The 17,912-nt window shown below is 57.3% G+C and carries 17 protein-coding genes and 1 pseudogene; 8 read left to right on the plus strand and 10 right to left on the minus strand.

Annotated elements, in window-relative coordinates; all coding sequences use genetic code 11:
- Positions 1-3: 3 nt before the first annotated feature.
- Positions 4-243: a hypothetical protein gene (locus ACVMIH_RS11425; RefSeq protein ID WP_456861720.1), complete on the minus strand. Its 240-nt coding sequence runs from the start codon at positions 241-243 to the stop codon at positions 4-6.
- Between the two features lie 99 nt (positions 244-342).
- Here ACVMIH_RS11425 and ACVMIH_RS11430 point away from each other — a divergent pair, with 99 nt between their 5' ends.
- Both ACVMIH_RS11430 and ACVMIH_RS11435 read left to right on the plus strand, forming a co-directional pair.
- Complete coding sequence (locus ACVMIH_RS11430; protein ID WP_456861722.1) at positions 343-585, plus strand: hypothetical protein; 243 nt, start codon at positions 343-345, stop codon at positions 583-585.
- A gap of 34 nt (positions 586-619) precedes the next feature.
- Positions 620-760 (plus strand): annotated as a pseudogene (locus ACVMIH_RS11435) (IS66 family transposase); the annotation flags it as partial.
- 171 nt (positions 761-931) lie between these two features.
- Here ACVMIH_RS11435 and ACVMIH_RS11440 read toward each other — a convergent pair.
- The 7 genes from ACVMIH_RS11440 to ACVMIH_RS11470 all read right to left on the minus strand — a co-directional run bounded on the left by ACVMIH_RS11440 (position 932) and on the right by ACVMIH_RS11470 (position 9,058).
- Positions 932-1,222: a hypothetical protein gene (locus ACVMIH_RS11440; protein WP_456866440.1), complete on the minus strand. Its 291-nt coding sequence runs from the start codon at positions 1,220-1,222 to the stop codon at positions 932-934.
- Positions 1,223-1,683: 461 nt separating this feature from the next.
- Complete coding sequence (locus tag ACVMIH_RS11445) at positions 1,684-2,607, minus strand: hypothetical protein (RefSeq protein ID WP_456861724.1); 924 nt, start codon at positions 2,605-2,607, stop codon at positions 1,684-1,686.
- A gap of 516 nt (positions 2,608-3,123) precedes the next feature.
- A complete protein-coding gene (locus ACVMIH_RS11450) occupies positions 3,124-4,476 on the minus strand; it encodes a hypothetical protein (protein ID WP_456861725.1) in 1,353 nt (450 codons plus the stop codon).
- 119 nt (positions 4,477-4,595) lie between these two features.
- Positions 4,596-5,132 carry a 30S ribosomal protein S5 gene (gene rpsE / locus ACVMIH_RS11455; RefSeq protein ID WP_456866442.1) on the minus strand — a complete coding sequence of 179 codons (537 nt, stop codon included), beginning with the start codon at positions 5,130-5,132 and terminating at the stop codon, positions 4,596-4,598.
- Positions 5,133-6,313: 1,181 nt separating this feature from the next.
- Entirely contained in the window at positions 6,314-7,540 is a 1,227-nt protein-coding gene (locus ACVMIH_RS11460; RefSeq protein WP_456861727.1) for a hypothetical protein, read from the minus strand.
- Between the two features lie 995 nt (positions 7,541-8,535).
- Positions 8,536-8,817 (minus strand): BrnA antitoxin family protein, encoded by a 282-nt coding sequence (locus ACVMIH_RS11465; protein WP_456861729.1) that lies wholly within the window; start codon positions 8,815-8,817, stop codon positions 8,536-8,538.
- Complete coding sequence (locus ACVMIH_RS11470; RefSeq protein ID WP_456861731.1) at positions 8,798-9,058, minus strand: BrnT family toxin; 261 nt, start codon at positions 9,056-9,058, stop codon at positions 8,798-8,800. The genes ACVMIH_RS11465 and ACVMIH_RS11470 overlap by 20 nt, the downstream gene beginning before the upstream one ends.
- A 388-nt stretch (positions 9,059-9,446) precedes the next feature.
- Between ACVMIH_RS11470 and ACVMIH_RS11475 the strand changes: the two genes are divergently transcribed.
- The 4 genes from ACVMIH_RS11475 (at position 9,447) to ACVMIH_RS11490 (ending at position 13,481) form a co-directional block, all read left to right on the plus strand.
- Complete coding sequence (locus ACVMIH_RS11475; RefSeq protein WP_456866444.1) at positions 9,447-9,674, plus strand: helix-turn-helix domain-containing protein; 228 nt, start codon at positions 9,447-9,449, stop codon at positions 9,672-9,674.
- 717 nt (positions 9,675-10,391) lie between these two features.
- A complete protein-coding gene (locus tag ACVMIH_RS11480) occupies positions 10,392-10,784 on the plus strand; it encodes a hypothetical protein (RefSeq protein WP_456861733.1) in 393 nt (130 codons plus the stop codon).
- Positions 10,785-10,987: 203 nt separating this feature from the next.
- Entirely contained in the window at positions 10,988-13,114 is a 2,127-nt protein-coding gene (locus tag ACVMIH_RS11485) for an AAA family ATPase (RefSeq protein WP_456861735.1), read from the plus strand.
- A gap of 100 nt (positions 13,115-13,214) precedes the next feature.
- The gene (locus ACVMIH_RS11490) at positions 13,215-13,481 is read left to right on the plus strand and encodes a hypothetical protein (protein WP_456861737.1); all 267 of its coding nucleotides are present in this window, start codon (positions 13,215-13,217) and stop codon (positions 13,479-13,481) included.
- Between the two features lie 496 nt (positions 13,482-13,977).
- On the opposite strand, the gene ACVMIH_RS11495 is transcribed toward ACVMIH_RS11490, so the two are convergent.
- Complete coding sequence (locus tag ACVMIH_RS11495; RefSeq protein WP_456861739.1) at positions 13,978-14,172, minus strand: hypothetical protein; 195 nt, start codon at positions 14,170-14,172, stop codon at positions 13,978-13,980.
- A 215-nt stretch (positions 14,173-14,387) separates the two neighbouring features.
- Here ACVMIH_RS11495 and ACVMIH_RS11500 point away from each other — a divergent pair, with 215 nt between their 5' ends.
- Complete coding sequence (locus ACVMIH_RS11500; RefSeq protein ID WP_456861741.1) at positions 14,388-14,606, plus strand: hypothetical protein; 219 nt, start codon at positions 14,388-14,390, stop codon at positions 14,604-14,606.
- Here the strand turns inward: ACVMIH_RS11500 and ACVMIH_RS11505 are convergent, their stop codons facing one another.
- Positions 14,607-15,344, minus strand: coding sequence for a hypothetical protein (locus ACVMIH_RS11505; RefSeq protein ID WP_456861743.1), 738 nt, complete (start codon positions 15,342-15,344; stop codon positions 14,607-14,609).
- Positions 15,345-15,731: 387 nt separating this feature from the next.
- Here ACVMIH_RS11505 and ACVMIH_RS11510 point away from each other — a divergent pair, with 387 nt between their 5' ends.
- A complete protein-coding gene (locus ACVMIH_RS11510) occupies positions 15,732-17,870 on the plus strand; it encodes a recombinase family protein (protein WP_456861745.1) in 2,139 nt (712 codons plus the stop codon).
- Positions 17,871-17,912 lie beyond the last annotated feature (42 nt).

Consider the following 17,912-nt stretch of genomic DNA (forward strand, 5'->3'; position numbering starts at 1 on the left):
GGGTTAGCGCTTGAGCAGTCCTGGGTTCTCTTTGTAGAACCTGATCAGCTCGATGAGGTTTTCGATGCCGAAGTCGGTGAACGCCTGGACGCCGTCTTCTCCGACGCCATAGACCCAGATGACGCCGTCCTCGATTTCCATTTCGTTGGCGATGTCCCACAGCCAATCTACATCTTCGCCGAGGTCCTTGGCGACCTTGGTAATGGTGGTGACGTGATGGACCTTGTTGACGTGCGTGGTCATGCCGCTCGAGAGGACAGTGCTGATGCCGGCGTCCAACTCCAGGGCAGAAGTTCGTCCAGCCGATGAGCCGGATGGGCAGCGATGCGGGCGAGGATAGCCATGCACGTCAACAAGGTTTATGCCGTCTTCACCATCAGTCGGGTCGCCAAGGACCTTGGAGAAGACGAGGACTGGCTCTGGGACGTGGCCAACGGAATGGACACAGAGGATGGCGTCATCTGGGTTTACGGCATAGGTGACGACCAGGTCATGGCGTTCACCGACTTCGGCATCGAGAACCTGACCGAGCTCATCAGGATGCACAAGGAAGACCCGGAACTCCTCAACCCCTTGAATCGGTGAGCCCCTGTCCGCGGCCTAGCTCGGATGGATACGCGCTGCCGAGCGCGAGCTCCGGGCGCTCGCCGTGGGGCGAAAAAAATGGACCTTCGCCGGCTCCGATGAGGGCGGCCGGCGTGCGGCTGCCATCTACAGCCTTACCGCCACCGCCAAGCTCAATGATATCGACCCACAGGCTCCGCAGAACGTCGCTCACGCTGCTTGAGCCCAATCAACTGTCCGGCAAAGATGACAAATGCATACTTTCAAGCAAGCTTTCAGAGATGCGTCGTCTCCACGACTCGCATGGCGACGGTGAATCGCGGTCGCAGTGCGATGCCGCTTGATCCGCCGCAGCGCACGGAGCAGATCAAAACTCAAGGTCGACGTTTTTCGCGACCTGGCCTTTGCGAAGGATGAGTCTCGTGCCGAAGTCGTCTTCGAGCGCCACCTCCGCCAGCGCGTACTCGATAAGCTCGGTGTCGGACGATATGCCGGATTTTTTCTTCGCAGCTGCCACCAGATCTTGGCAAACGCGGCCGCCGATCCGACGGTTTTCGCCACCGAGCAGACCAAGTTTCTGTGCCGTTTCCAAGACCGCACGCCGCTTGACGTTCGGCTGTACCAGTATGTTTGGACTGTCGCGGGTCGACTTCAAAATGATAGATCTCCTGCTTTGAAAATAGAGACTTGGCCAACGGGTTCAACGTCATTATGGCGCAAAAGACGTCAATCTTTCCCGCCCTGTGAAAAATGCCGAACCCACGGGATCAAGGACGAGCTTGCGGGATCACCTCAAAGGACTCCGATGGAGACACGATCACAGCTATCCGGCTCGGATTGACCCAAACTTGACTCTAAGGGAACCACCAACCCTGGACTGAACATCAAAACCATCTTGCGGCAAACCCAGACCAAACGGAAACGACAGATCCGCCAGGGTCTTTACCGGATGCGTACGAAGAAGCTAACCGGAGGACTCCGGGATGGCCGGATGGCCTGTAATCCGACCCACTCCAAGGGCGGTTTCGTCGCAAACGTGAGGCAGCGCCCGGCTCACGCGGGGCTCTGCTGTTTTGCATCTTAGTAACCTAGGCGGCATCTGCCGAGGATCAATAAAGCTCACATCGGGCAAAGAGAAACAGTCGGGTCGCCCAATATCACGGTCGACTGTCTGTCCATTGCGACCAATTGATCGTAGAGCGCTTTGTCCCGAGCTCCCGGCAGCTGCTTGGTAACATCGGCTACGGCGGCCGACCAGGAAGCAAAGAAACTGCCGGCCTCGTTGTAGACCTCTTCGATTGCCCAGCCGATCGGATTACGTTCATACTTATGATATAGCCGCTCGCAGAGGGCTCGGTTGATTACATGCGTCATCATTTGGTTGTTCGCCGTATCTCGCAGTGTCCAGTCGAATGTAGGTTCAACATGCCCAACGAACGCCCGGATTGGCCTCTCTAGACCTAGAAGATGTCTTGGCAAGGGCGCGACGACCGCCCCCGTCGCTGTCGCGATCGAATTGAGCGTTGCTTCGACTGAGCTGCCCTTTGGAAATAAATCTTGGTATCGCGAAATTGAATCTGCTCCAGCGGAGCAACAGGCATGTGAGTATACAATCGCACCTGACGGCGCCCATGCGTCGAAATGCTCGCCCGTCATTACGGAATGATTGCAGTCAACGAAACCGCCGAGTTGCTTCGCGATTTGGTCTGGCTTATCGACGGCCCCCGTCATTCCATGACTCGTAGTAACTACCAGTGCAGGCGACAACTCGACTAGAGAGTTGATGAGATTGCTCGCCGTCGCATCCGCTCCGGTCAGAAATCTTCGGCCGATCAGATCATCATTAGCGTTGAATTTGTCGCGCAACTTTTCGGCGATAGTTCGAGCCATGAGCCGGGTAATGTCCCCGCTTCCATGATCCACGGCCCAGATAACAGGTGCTCTAGGGTCACATCGCTGATCACGCCAGTCATTCATTAGGGCGTCGATATATCGCTCTAGAGGCGCGTCCGTCAGGTCGATCCGCCCGACATAAGTCGACATATTGAGCGCATATTGGACCGCCCACGGAATGACGCGTGGACTTCCGTAAATTAAGAGATAACGCGGTAGGCACTTGGTGCCTACTCCGTATCGCGAACTGCGAATTGAAAGGTCGTAGTTCGTACCGTCAGAGTGATACCTCCTTAGATACTGCGAGCTCCCACGCGATCGCAACACGACACTATTCTCTCGGCTCTTTACGAGGCGCTGGATCGGTTCGGGCGCATCGTCCGCTGTGGCCTTTGCTGACACGGAAAAAGCGTCGTTGTCAGGAAGCACCAGCCCCCAACCGACGTCTGGATCTCTCCAGTCCCTTTGGTCTGACAAGACTGGCGCCGCTAGGGTCGTGATCCTCCCTGGCAACAAATTTGGCGCCAACTCCCACGGTGTCTCAGAGAGCAGAGGCGAGCCCACGGACGCTCGCCCATTCCATGCGTTAGCGGTCAAACTTGGAGGGCGCCCGGACGACTCTGCCATCGTTCAAAGGACTCGCTTCGTTTATGATCGACGGCGGGACTAGTCCGCCATTTGGCTACGGAGCGCCCACGCGGTATAGCGATTGGCGATGCCACCGTGCCCGCCGATCCTTTTCCAAGCCGATCCATCCAAACCAACGATGCGTGTGTCAGCCTGATAGCGGAACAGCTCGCCGATATCGGGGATCGGGTCGATCAATATCTCGCCACAGCCCCGCGGGCCATAGCCCCCCAGGGCCGCGTAGACGTTGGGAGGGGCTCCAGCCGTAGTCGATGTCGGCGCCCGTGTCCCAGCCATCTTGATCTCGCCTAAATCTCGAGATCTGAGCATCGCTAAATGGTAGACTGTGTGGAGCGGAAAATCCTGAGCGCTGTAAGTGCAGAATATTGGCTTTTCAACGCTATCCGGTACGCGGCTATACCCACCAGGAAGACCACGCCCCGGCACCTCAGACGCGAAACTCAGATGAGAGACAGCTGGTTGCAACAACAAGACCGAGCTTACTTTGCGGCTCGGCTTTGCGTTTGCGGCCAGCGCGGCAAGAATGACCTTGCATCCGAATGAATGCCCGACAAGATGCAATCGAGCTTCTGTACGGCCCAGCAGATCGGTAAGAAACAAGGCAATGCCGTTTCTTCCAACCGTTCCTGCCCGATCCTTCATGAGGTACAGTGACGCCAGTCGCATCGCATTCCTGGGATCGAGGTAATCCAATAGACCCGCAGTCCGTATGTCCCGAGGTATAGGCCCATCCCCCGCAAGGCCGATATCATCTACGTCATCATATTCTCGCGCTATCGACTGACTTTTGCCCTGAAGAGTAGCGAGCGCCCCCAGCACGACTTCCTCTCCGGCGGCAGCGTAAGGCCCCTCCTCCTGGTGCAGGTGGAGCGTTGGAATGATGAGTCGCGCAAGTTCTCGAACATCCTCACCGTGCAACGTTTCAGATTCGAGCAATTCGTAAAGCCGCGCGCGATGGGATTCATCGCCGATTTTCTTCCCGATCGCGAGGACAAGCTGTTGGTAATCCGGCTGCCTCGACGAGTGGCTTCCGTCGGCAGCCATTTGAGGACCTTCGTCTGAGGGAAGCCAGATACTGGGCCAAGTCACTCCTACGAAAACCGGAGGCGTTTCGCCGAGAGGGTAGGTTTTCAGCACTGCTTCGAACTCTATCAAAAACCTTCGGTACAAGTCGGTCGAATCAGAAAAGTCGTTATTCCAACCATGGGAAAACAGAATGACGGGCCGGTCTTTATGCTCGGTAATCCTGGCTAGACAGGCGTCCCGAGTCTTGGGTGAGCAGCAGATCCCCTGCTCATCATATCGTACAATCCAACATTCCATTTCGACGCCAGAAAGCGCGTAAGGCCCAGGCGCCAGCGGACTTGTCATTTTGCCCTCTTGCGATCGAACGAAAGGTAACAGGTAAGTGGCGGAAGCGAAGTGATGAAACTTAGCCGCCTTTAGATGCGGAGGCGGACTGAATCGACCGGTCTCGCCTCGTGCAGATGCTAATGTTGTGCCGCGCGCTGCAATAGCGTCGAGACACGAATATTACGACGCGCTGCAATTTCACGAGGCGATTCCAGATGTTCCAATGCATCGAAAGTTGCGCGGACCATGTTGTATGGATTGGAGGAACCAATCGATTTCGCAACGACGTCTTGAATCCCTAGGACTTCAAATACCTTGCGCATCGGACCGCCGGCGATGATGCCAGTCCCGGCCGGAGCAGAACGGAGCAGAACGCGACCAGCGCCATGCTGGCCCGAAATGTCGTGGTGTAAAGTGCGTCCGTCTCGGAGGGCAACGCGCCTGGGGTGGCGTTTAGCAGCCTCCGTGGCTTTGCGAATGGCTTCGGGGACTTCTCGTGCCTTACCGTGGCCGAAGCCGACCCGCCCCTGACGATCGCCGACAACTACCAGCGCGGCAAAGCCGAATCGCTTACCGCCTTTCACCACCTTCGCCACACGATTGATATGGACAAGTTCGCCGTCGAGCTCCTCATCGCCTCTCGACGGTTTTTCTGCCGGCGGCTCCTTCCGCAGGGGGACTTGCTTTGTCGACCTTAGGGGTACCTGAGTTGGCCTAGGGCCAGGCGCATCTTGAGCGGCATCGTCTTGCCGACGCGCTGCGAAATGATCGTCAATCAAACTAGGCTTTTTTTTTGAGCCGCTTTCCCCGAGTGCCTTGCTGTCAGGTTCACTTGGAGAACTACCTCTAAATACGTTGACATCTCCTCGACTAAAACTCGCGGCGATGCGTCGAACTATGCTACGGACGGCGTCAAGAGCGGCCGCCCCTTCCTCATCTGCCTTGAATAGCTCGGCTAGTACATCGATGTTCGAATCGAGCAGTTCCATCGTGCACGCGTAGCGGGGCGGAGTTGTAGCCAGCCTAACGATGACGTTCTTCATCGCTTGGTAAGCTGCTTTGTCTTGATTGCTCTCCATCATCCGAATGAACGCCAAGCATAATTCGGCGTCCGGGCTTTTGGACGATATCCAACTAAGGCACTTTACGATTTTTGCGCGACTATCCCTCGTCAAAGATGGATAGAGAATAGCGCTCTGACCTGCAGCGACTGCCCAATCGACACGATCGTCTTGCTCTTTGCAGCCATCAACTACCTTCAGCGCCGCGGCCTCCGCGGCATCATAGAGCCTGGCGCGCCGAAACGCCCAAAGCGCTGCCGGAAACGTAAAATTCGTGAGAACACGCGGACACAAGTAGGAGCCAGTCTCTCCCTCCAAAATATCGACATAGACTGAAATGTTCGCGTCTATGGGCGCAAAAATCTTTGGCCCTTTGTCGTTCGATATCTCCAAATACGAACGGGAAGCTTCCTTCGGGATATTAAATTTTATGAATTTACCAACCAGTCTTCCGCGTTCGATTTCCGACGGCGTTCCGTCGATCCAAACTCGATAGTTGTGGTTTGGAATTTCTCCGGACACCTTCGGCATCCATTTGGCATTTCCGCCGAGAATTTGCTTGCACGCGTCGTAGAATTTCACGTGCAGGGCACCCTTCATTCTGCCCTCACGTTTGCAACCATTCGGCGCCGCAACCCGCATTCTTGCTTCTGAATTTAGCCACGGAGGTGCACTATCCCCTTCCTGGACAATGCATCTATGAATTTCTCCGTCGTGCCCCAACGTCTCCACAAACAACAGCGGTGGAGGAGGCGTCGATTCAGCCGCAACAACTGGATCTGTTCGAGCCATCGCTAGACGTCCACCTGTTGATGAGGAATGCTTATCGTCTCGCTCAGTTGCATGCTGAACGTGCCGGTCCCATTCGTCACGTCGGCCGTGTAATCCCCGCAATCCACGATGAATTCAAACTGCGAGGGATTAGAATTTGGCACTAGCGTGCCAACGACAGAGTGACCGGAGGGCACCGGGCTAAGTGAGCAATGCGTCGCACCTGCCGCTCTAACGTCAAGCACTGACTGCGGCTTCAACGTGCGCATCATCGTGGGATGCGCTCCGGAATAATCAACGCAGATGGCCTCTCTCCGCTGCTCGTCCGTCAGAGGAGCGAAGCCTATAGCGTGCATCCATCGGCATGCCAGCCCTCGTGCCCCATCTTCCATGCGACTTATGCGAATGTCATGCCACGAACGCCCGGCGACATACTCCGCCGCAATCCCTTCAAAACACTTAAGAAAAGCCCCCGTGGCAAGCGGTCCTCCCTTGAAATGAAGGGTTGCTGCCCGGTCGTTTTGATGCACGGCGTCGTCCCAGAGACCCTGCCCTCCTTCACCAACCCCATAGACGAGGGCGGACTCCTTGAACGAGATAGCCACCGGCTGAAGACCTAGACCGTGCGGATACCAACTAATTGGCCCCTTCGGTGTAGTCCGACAGCAATCCACGAAGCAGTACACGGGATTGCCACGCGTCTTTCCGTTTATGCCATGTATGGTCATCGACCAGTTGATCCCGTTGCGGACGGCACCTACGAGATCGTCGGTAAAGAGGATTTGAGCGCCTTCTGACTCCTGTCCTCGAAATTGACCGTGACCGACCCAGTGGATCACCCCGGCGCCGCTTTTTGCCACGAGGTCAGACCAGCGCTGAATGGCAGCCACCACGTTGGCGCAACTCGGCCGTTCCACAGTAACCGTATCGGTTGGTCGGCGGATTTGAACGGCGTTGCCGAGCTGACCACTGTCGCTGGCCAATAGATCGATCGTGCCTACGGACATTCGGTTCGCAAGCACAGCATCATCTTGGCTCCGCCAGAATTCGTAGATGTCTTGGCAAAATCGCTGCGCGTTCCGCAACGGCGACACCGCGTCGGCGCCGACTACAACGATGAGGATATGAAGAGGACGGCAACCAGCTGATGGAAGCCTATCGAAAATGATCATGACAACTTGACGAACGCAAATTTGGCTCGGATAGCAAACATACAAAATCAGAGAAGGGACAAGATCGTTCGAACTCATTGCACGGGGGCGCCTGCATAGATCGCCGGAAATCCGCAGTGCCATTCGGAGAGCCTCGAAGCCTCGAATCGAACTCAGCAAGCCTACATCTTCAGATCGCAAAGCTCCAAACTCTATGCGCGTTGATGCAACTCTCCTGGCGGCTTTCCCACAAAAACCGAAGCCACCCGCGATTGCGTGCGCGCCGTTCGCCACACCTCCCGATGTCCTCATAACACAAAACCTTCAAAAACAACCTAAGATATATGCTCCGGGATTCATTTTTTCATTCGACCGGCCGACAAGCTCCCCGCCCCGCATACTGACAGGACGCGCACCTAGGCGCCTCCGGCAATCGGGATCCGGCGACATCGAGGCGCCAGGCCAAGATAGCCCGTGCTAATACAACAGCTAATTGCGCCGCATGATCCTCATCAAGGCCTGCGCAACATGCCGCACAGGTCACTTCAATGTGTCCGCGCTATCCCGCTCAGATGCCCTTCGGGGACGACTACTAGACGACGCTTCCCGGCCCTAGCGCCCCTTGTCGTAAGCCTTTTTTGCCACCCTCCTTTTCTCTCGGGCGCGCCTGTCGCTCTCAGACACTCCTAATCGACGACCGAGGGCGCCCGGGCCGCCGAGAAAACCGACAGGAGCAGACGCTCGATGAAAAATGGACAGGGCAGCTTACCTACCTGCGTGGAGCTCAGATCGGAAATTCAGAAATAAAGATCCTCATCGGGCAAGCTGCGCGACGGACAGCGCCGATTGACGCCACGTCGGAAGGTAGCAATTGAGTCACGACGTTTTTCGGCTCGGCCACCCGCCGGGCACCTATTGCCCCGCTCGCCCGAAGGATGTGTTGCAAACTCCCGGACATCGTTCTCGCCACCCGCGGCGGTGACGTTTGCGGCGTACAACATTAACCCGGACACAGCTTTCGCCACTAAATCGCGCAATGGCACCAAAGCGGCCCCGACGGAACGTCAGTCGAAATACAACCCCTTTGTATGAGGTTATCCGGCTTTTCGCTTCACGATCTTCACAAGCGTTTCGTCAATTCTGCTCTGCCAATTGCGGCCGCCGGCCTTGAAATGATCTAGGACAACTTGGCTGAGTCGCAGCGAAACCAGCTTCTTGGTCGGCGCCTTATTGGGGCCGCGGCCCTTGCGCATCGTTGGGAAGACCTCGTCGAAGGCTTTTGCTTTTGCAAAGTCCTGCTTGGTCCATTCCGGGTTATCGCTTACAGCGCGCATATCGTTGGCTGTATAGCGTTTCTTAGCGACGGTTCGCTTCATAGAGCTCCCTTTCGGTCTTACTGGCGGGGCGCATGCTGATGATGCTAACGGCCTCCTTGCCATACACCGCGAAAATCACGGAAATGACGCCACGGACGTTCACGCCAATTGCGCGATAGCGGTTACGCTTGGCCTCCAATACGACAGCAGTATCGAAGAACGTCTCGTTGAGATCAGCGAAATCCATCCCGTGCTTGTCGAGATTGGCGAGCCGCTTCGGTTCGTCCCAAATAATCTTCACGGATTATTTTGTATCTACAAAATGGTCGAACGTCAAGATCGTAAGTTCGCGGGAAGTGCTGCCCGCAGGCGATAGCCTGCCGAACGATCGGCCCACGCCGTTGCAAGTTCTCTTGCAAGAGCGCTGGCAGGCCCTAGGCGCTTGAGCCTGTCCTCATGCAATTGCGGCTCGGCCTGGACCAAGAAGCGATCGGATATCATCCGTCGTTTCGAACCGACCGCGATACAGCTAACCCGCGATCGAATCCTTGCTTGCAAGCAATGGCGGAACGTCAACGGAAGTGGCACAATACCCGCACCGCCCCACCCCGGGACATCGCACAAGGATTCGTGGAGCAGCCGTGGTAGTGTCTGAGTCCTTTCCCAGAACCCAGTCCGAACTGCGCGATATGCTGGCTCGCAGGATAAGAGACCTGCGCCATTCATCCCAGTTGAGCCAACGCGATCTTGCAGAGCAAGCCGGCATTCGGCAAGCGCTGGTCAGCCAAGTCGAACGCGGCGAAGCAAACGTGACCCTCGACTCGCTTTTGAGGATCGCCATCGCACTTAAAGTCAGTCCCGCTAGGTTGTTTGATCTAAACGGTGAACGGGTTCCAGTCCGCCGACGCGACGATTGACTTATCGCCAAGATATGCATTCGACCGGGCACACAGCAGCATTCACTTCAAATGCGATAGCCCGCATGAGATTCATTGTGTCTGCGGCGAGACCATCCATACGGGTCTCTCTGATCGATCAATCGTGCTGCACCTACAGATAGAAAACTTACTCGCCATATCTTTGACGCAATCTTGTGACACGCTTTAACGTATAGAGATACAGACGCTCTCGACTAAGTGACCTCAAACGTCGCCGACTTTCGCAGTCGCCGCATCGAAACCGGCAGAACGCCGGACACCGAAGCTCACCCAATACAACGCACCTTATAACGTTCGCGTGGCATTCGCTGCCTCCGAGACGTTCACCGCGAGCGATCACTCTCCGCATGCACCCGCATCGCGTTGCTGATCGGTCGAGCTCGCGCGCCACATCGGCTCGATCCAAGCCAAGCCAGACGAGGAGCCCTGCATGTTCATCGACCACCATCGTCCTGATTACAGAAACGCTCTCCCACAATCTGATCAGGACATCGCACTATGTACGGCCAGCCTTCTCCTCGCAAAGCCACGTCGACCGTCTTCTCCGCCCCGAAATGCAAGGTCGCAATTCCCGTCGACAGCGTCCTTCAACGTGACGCGCTCCTCCAAGCGAGCCTTGACCCTTCGGTTCGCACGATTCACTATCGGAAGACTCCGAACCTGTATGGTGCGCCGCCCACGGTAAGAGGCGTCGTCTTGCAACGGTTCGACGGCGATTATCTGCTCATAGTCTGCCAAACGCGACCAGGCAGAACCGAGGAAGAGCATACCCGTCTCGCCGAAATGCTTGGTTCCGATGGACTTCGCTTGCTTGAACGTGACGCCCTCGACATCCGTCACGAGCCGTTGTTCTCGAATGCGCGAGCTGTATGGCATTATCAGCGGTTCGTCGTGTCCGTGCACAATAGGTTGAAGATCGCGGCGGCGCTTGCAGAAGACGGCCCGCAATCGGTCCTTGAACTCGAAGAACGCGCCCGTCCAACCTGCGATATTGTCGGGGCGGTCTGCGCGCTCGCATGCGAGGCTCTCGTCGAACTCGATCTCCGTGAGATTCCTTTGGGTCCGCGCACCATCGTCCGGCCGCGTTAGGGTCAATCACGTAAACGCCGCCGCACAGTCCGTGCGGTACCAAAAGCTGACCGTCCGGCGACACAGGCTGCGCCGGCGCACCTCAAACCTGCCACGTCGGTGCGGGACCAGGCGGCCTGCCGTCGAGTCTTATCAAGATCAGGCGGCACAAACGCCGTGGTGGCTCCCGTAGCCACAAGCCATACGCTTCAAGGAGTGAGAGAATGACAATCCACTTATCGTCTCCACGCGACCTGCTCGGACGCGCCTACCTCGACATGTTGGCAACGGAGGCCGGCGCGAACAGCGCACCGCTGTTGCGTAACGGCAACCTAGACGACCCCATCGAGAAGCTGATCGACGATTTGTCGACCACACCCGACTCCGTCCGACGAACATCAATCCGTGCTGACCTCGCTGCAGCCGCGATCCTGGTCGCTCGGACAATTGAACCTGTTGACGGCCTAACCCGCGAACTTCGTCGCAGCTGCCCGGTGGTATCGTTCGCCACACACCGCCCCGAACTGGTCTCCCTCGTCAAGCAGGTCTTGAAGACCTGCGCATTCGGCAGCGATACAAAAGTGCTAGATGAGCGGTCGTTCGATCGGCACAGCTATAGCCGCCCTGCCCTGCTGCTCTGTCGGGACGGAGGGTCGAGCGAGCATCGGCCGGATAGAGGCAATACGGTCGTGGCCGATGCTTTACACGCCCGGGCGCCCATTGTCGGCGTGGCTCCGGATCCGCGCCGGAACCTCCCGCGCGACTTGCTTCGTGCAGCCGAATACAACCTTTCTCTGAACCAGCTCGACGCCTCGGCAGTCCTCCTCGTGATCGAAGCCGTGACTGGCAAGCGGCCTCAGGCTGCACTTGATGACGAGCTAGTGCGCGCCATCGACATCTCGGATCTCGCCCTCTCGGTTCACGCCGATCGCAGCCCCGACGACTGTCTCGATCGGCTCAAAAAGATCGTCTCTACCAAAAGCTTCTTCACTCACGATGGTCCTTGCCTTGAGGAACTGGCAGGCTATGGCGAAGCGCGCGAATGGGGGCTCAACCTAGTTGGAGATCTGCGCGAATATCGGTCAGGTCGCCTCGACTGGAGTTGCATCGAGAAGGGGCTGCTGCTCGTTGGCCCGCCGGGCGTTGGCAAGACGCAATATGCGCGAGCACTCGCCAAGTCCGCCAACGTGCCTCTGGTCAGCACGTCTGTCGCCGACTGGAACTCAGTCGCTTACCTCTCCGGCACGCTCGGCGCGATCAAGGAGTCGTTTTCACAGGCCCGCCAACTCGCGCCCTGCATTCTGTTCATAGACGAACTGGACGGGATTTCCGATCGCGCCAGCCTGACCACCGAGTACAAGGAGTATTGGACCCAAATCGTTAACCTGCTGCTGGAGCTCCTGGCCGGCATCGAGGAGCGAGCCGGAGTTGTGGTGATCGGGGCGACAAATCATCCTGACCACATCGATGCCGCTGTACGTCGCGCTGGACGTCTCGATCGCATGATCGAGATCCAGCCGCCCGACACCGTAACGCTCGCAGCCATCTTTCGCTTTCATCTCGGACCCGATCTCCTGGCCAATCAAGATTTGACGCCTATCGCCCTTGCAGCCACAGGAAAGACCGGCGCCGATGTCGAGGCGTGGGTCCGGCGCGCGAAATCGCGTGCCCGACGAGCCAAGCGCGATCTGGTGGTCGAAGATGTGCTGCACGAGGTCAGGTCCGGGCGCGAAGGACTGCCGAAAAACCTCAGGCGGTCGTTTTCGGTGCACGAAGCTGGGCATCTTGTCGTGGGCGTCGCCCTAGCCGTGTTCGAGCCGCGAGCCCTGACGATCCTCGACTACGGCGGCGGCACGCACGTCGATGTTTCCTTGGCCAATTCGCAGACCCAGATCGGGATCGAGAATTGCATCACCGCGCTCCTGGCCGGACGCGCCGCAGAGGAAGTTATCTTGGGCCTCCCGCAAGCGACAGCCGGGGCCGGCCATGGCGAAGGCAGCGATTTTTCGCGGGCGACCCGTGCAGCAATTGATCTCGAGCTTCGCTTTGGCTTCGGGGCACTTGGCGTGGCACACTTCTCGGACCGGACCGCCGAAACGTTGATGCACGATTCGTCCATCATGGCTCTGATCGTGAAGCGCCTCGATCGATGCCTTGCACACGCACGCGAACTCGTGACCGAAAACCGCACAGCCGTCGAGGCCGTAGCAGGTCGATTAGAAGCGACCGGTTACCTGGACCGCGGCGCGATTGACGAGCTCTTGAAAGCACACCCACTAAGGCAGCGAGCGAGACAGCAAACGGCCAAAAACGGTCGCGACCGCTCGCCGCGACCTGGGGCTCCCTCGTAACGCGCATCGAGTCCTCTCGCCGAGCGCGGAAACTGGTACGGGCGCCGCGGCGTCTGCACGTGCGTGACGCCTTGCACCATCAATATTGGAGATTCAAAGCATGCTTAGGGTAACCATCGAGATCCTGCCAGGCGGCGCGGAAGAACTCCGTCGCACGGTCGGCTTAATGACCATCGGCAACATCAGCAATTTTGCCGACGTCAGCGATTATTCAGTTCGAGCCACGGAGGGCGCAAATCCCTTGGCGGGAACCCCGTCCCAGACTCGCAACTTTATCGTGCGCCGTCACGCACGCCACCAAAGCGTCTGGAAGCTTCTCGCGCGGATCCTCGCAGAGATGGACAGTGTCGGGTCGACCGGATTGTGAAAAGCGCAACATCATCCACGAAGCGGAAATGAGGTGGAGCGACAGGTCCACCATCGCACTTAAGAGGCTTGGCTGCGAGCTCGTAGGCGATCTGACGACCCTGTGCGTGGATTGCCATTTCGGCGGGACCTCACTCACTGTTGCGCAAGCGGCGATACGCTGCACGCGCCCTGCGACGAGCGGATGGATTCGCCCGCGCAGGCACGCGAGCTGGTGACCGAAAATCGCGCAGCCGTCGGGGCAGTGGCAGGCGGTTAGAAGCGAAGAGCTATCTGGATCGCGCAGCGATTGACGAGGTCTTGGAAGCACGCCCGTTAGGGCAGCGTAAGACAGGGCAAGTCGCGGAAAATGGCTGTGAGTCACCGCAACCTGCCTATCCATCGTAATGAGACGCGCTCGATCGCACGTCGCGTGCTCTTGCACAGCACAGCAAACGCTGAGGTATCGGGCGGCCGGATCCGCCGTCTGCAGCGCCGCACACCGTCAACCGTGGAGATCAGCACATGTTCAGAGTGACCATCGAGGTTTTACCGGGCGCCGCGGAAGCATCGCGCCGCACGGTCGGCTCAATGACCATCGGCAACATCAGCGATTTTGCCGACATCAGCGATTGCTCAATTAGCGTCACGGAGAGTGATAATCCGCTGGCGGAAACCCGCCCCGAGCGCTCAACTTTACCGTGTGCGATCACGCGTGGCGCCGAATCCTTGCAGAAATGGATGGCGTCAAGTCCACCTCCGATCACCAGTGAGCAAAGCTCATGGCCCGATCCATGGACTTTCAAAACGCGGGGTGAGCGGCGGGCTGAAGATGCCCGCCGTCAAGGACATTCATCTTCGTCAATGTTCGTGCTGAGCAATCCCGAAATCGGTGCGGACTCATTCTGCAAACAAGGATTCGTTCCCCATGAATGCAAACGATTCTGCCGATACTTCCCACCAACAGCTGTCATTCGATTTTCCCGAGTCGCAGAAGCGGAGTATTGGCCTTGCACGGGCGGACTTCGCTCGGGTGAAGGATGCGAAAGCCCTGCTGCGCGAATTGGCCCGAGCTCTCGGAGAACAACGCGCGGCGACGGATATCGAATCAATTCGCCAAAGCGCAACGGCATGCGATCTGAAATGACTACTCGCGGACCGCGCCCAAGCTCTGGATCGCAGCTTCTTCTTCGTCTGTGAGAGCGGGAGGAAGCGACAGTTTTGGATGGAAGACGTGGACGCTTGGTTTGCGCACCTGCCCTTCCGCCCCGGTCGGCGGCGCCCCTGCTCTCTTCAGCGCATTGACGATCCACGTCTTGTAGGATTCGAGTTCATTCGGATCAGGCAGCAGAATTACAACGTGATCGTAGAACCAGGAAAGACCAAATGCGCGATAGAGCCAATCGTATTTTCGTTTCCGGTATAACTGCACATTCTGATACGGCCCAACAATGAGGACCGCTATAGTCTCGAACTTGGGCGGCTGACCGACAGAACGTAGAAACCGGAACGCCAATGGCGGCCCATCGGAATCCTTGAAGCGGGCCTCCGGTGCCGAGACCTCCCCTCCAAGGACCTCCTGCACTGCCCAGATCGCTTCCAATTTAATCTTCTCGCGATAAGGCAAGGATTCGACTTCGGCACGAGCCTTCAGTACAGCCTTTCTAAGGTCGGCGACCTTATAGCGTCCATCGATGACATCTAGCGCGGCCTTCATAGCACCCGCGGGATCGAAAGAATTCCACCGCGCCAGAGATTCGACCAATGAGAGCGGCGAATTGGCGATGATCTTCCAAGCCGAAGGATTCAATCGCTTGAGTTCGTCGAGATACGTCAGCGCAAATATTGCGCGACGGAGGGTGTTCGGGTCGTTGTCGCCGGCCAACCGCCGAAGCACTCCTTCCCTCTCCCCGTGCTTCGCGTGCGTTAACTTGCTTCGAGCTTCGCGGGCTCGGGTCTTCCAGTCCGCCATCACAGAATCTCTGCTGAGAGGTTGGAAGCTACCGCGAACCGCAGAGTGATTTCCAGATCAAGGATTCGATTGCGCCTCCGTTTCTAATTGATCCGCGACCGATCGACATGTCGAACCGCCGTGAGTGGAAGCCGTAGCTTGTCTCGCGCGCGCGGCTACGACAGCAGCAGGTTTCTGGCAAGCGGATAATTCCGCGGCAGAGCGCTTTACATTCTTCGAAACGAGCGGCAGTTTGCGTTGGATTCCTACCCAATTTGGGTCGGATACTTTGCAATTGGAACCAAAAGGGGAAAAAACATCATGAAATCTATCGACTCCGCCTCGTCAGAGAAGTCGAAGAACGCGCAAGCCAATCTGCTTGCGCGACTTAGCCCTGCTTGGCTGCTCCAGCACCAAGCTTCGGCGATGACATCGACCGCCATTCGCATCCGCAAGCGGGCCGCGATCTACTTGAGATACTCGACCGATCACCAAGACCCCTACTCGTTCGAGCGTCAACTCGGAAAAGGGGAAGCCTATGCGGTCGTGATCAACGTCGATGTCGTGAAGGTCTACGGCGATCCTGGCGCCAGCGGCGCCTATACGGCGAACCGCCCGAGCTACAACGAGATGTTGGAAGATGCCAGGCAAGGCAAATTCGACATCCTGATCATTGAGGAAGGCGACAGGCTGGCACGCAAACTTCATATCATGACGACCGCTTTCGCGACGCTCGGCCAGTATGGGGTGGAAATCCACTCTACAAAGCACGGCAAGTGGTCGCTCATCCACGCAGCGTTTTCGGGGCTCTTGAGTGATGAGCAACGCACCCGCATCACCGAGCTCATGCTGTCAGGTCGAGTGAAGATCCTAAATCGAGGATTGTGGCCGGGTAGAGCGCCGTACGGCTGGGAGAAAATTCCACACCAGCCGGGAGACATGAGACATCGAGAGGATCAGGCGGCCGTAATCAAGCGCATTGTGAAGATGCGCCTATCCGGCATTCCTCGACACAGCATTGCCGACATCCTCGCCCGCGAAGGCGTACCTCCGCCCGTAAAGGAATGGAGCCCTGAGTTCGTCAGAAGGATCCTTACCAATCCGCTCTTGATCGGACTTCTCATTTTCTTTCGCACCGAGCAGACGCCAATCCAAACTGACGTCAACAGGATCACAGTGCCTCGAAAAGTGCGTCCTGCCGACCAATGGACGATCGCGGAAAGACCGGACTGGGCGCTCATTAGTCTGGACGACTGGCAAAAACTGCAGGAACTCGACGCGAAAAAGATAGAGTATGGCCCCGCCGCCAAATTCCTGCTTTCCAAGCTGGTGCGCTGCGCCGAATGCGGAGGCACGATGTACTGTACCAATGATCGGCTCACTGACACAGCTAGGCTAAGGTGCCCGCGCTTATCGCGGCTTCGATACTACAGAGAACAAAAGCCTCGATGCAGCACACCGGTAGTTCTCATGAATACGCTGGAAGACGTCACGATCCGCTTTGTCTGCGAGAAGCTCGATACACCGGACGCCCTCAAGCAAATGCAGTCCGCGTACGAAGAGAAAGCCGAAGCTGAGGCAAAAGCGATGAATCAGGAGAGAGAAACGTTGAAGACGGAGCGCGAGAGCATTCTCGTCCGCCTCGATGCAACCTTCCAGGCTGCGATAACCGCTGGCTTAACGACTGAGGTTGTTCGTACGCAACGTGAAAATTATTGCGCACGCATCGAAGCGATCGAAACCAAGCTCGCCTCGTTGCCAGAGATATCGATCGCCAAAGCGCGGAAAATGGAGCCTCCGCCGGACTCTGCGTCGTTCCTTAGCGAGCTCACGCCAATGCGGAACTACAGCGATTGCGACGAAAGTTCCGCGCGATCGATGGCCGTATTCCGAAAACTCGTGGGCCAGATGAGGGTTAGCCGAGATAAATCGACCAACGAGATTATCGTCGTGGTTGACGGACCGATCTCTCATATTTCTGGGGAGACATTCCGCTACCAACCGGAGACACGCGTCGCGGGACGGCGAAAACGAGCGAACAATCTTGCAAAACGCAAAAGCCATGCCTTGACGGACGAGGAATGGACGACGGTCCAAAATGCGCTCCCGGTCGAAGACATTTGGATAGAGGAGTTTGATAGCCCCATCGAATTTAGACGCGTCGTGGAGGGAATCATCTTCTGCAAGACGTCGAAGATCGGCTGGTTGTATTTGCCGACGACATTTGGTCCGCGTCGTCAGGTGTGGGCTGCGGCAAGGATGTTAAGCTATGCAGGGATTTTGGACGCAGTCGAAGAAGTCATGAGAAACGAAGATATGCCCGCGGTTCGCGGCATCACACTCAGCCTGCACTCGACCAGATCAAAGAGGACGGATCCATGGGGGCGCTTCCTGGATTGGAACAGCCGACGCAAGGAACGCGTCCTAGCCCGGTTAGCATCTCAGGAAGCGGCCGAATAGGCCGCTTTCACCACACGTAGCTATACTTTATCTCAATCTCGG

It is taken from the genome of Bradyrhizobium sp. USDA 4503, assembly GCF_054055815.1.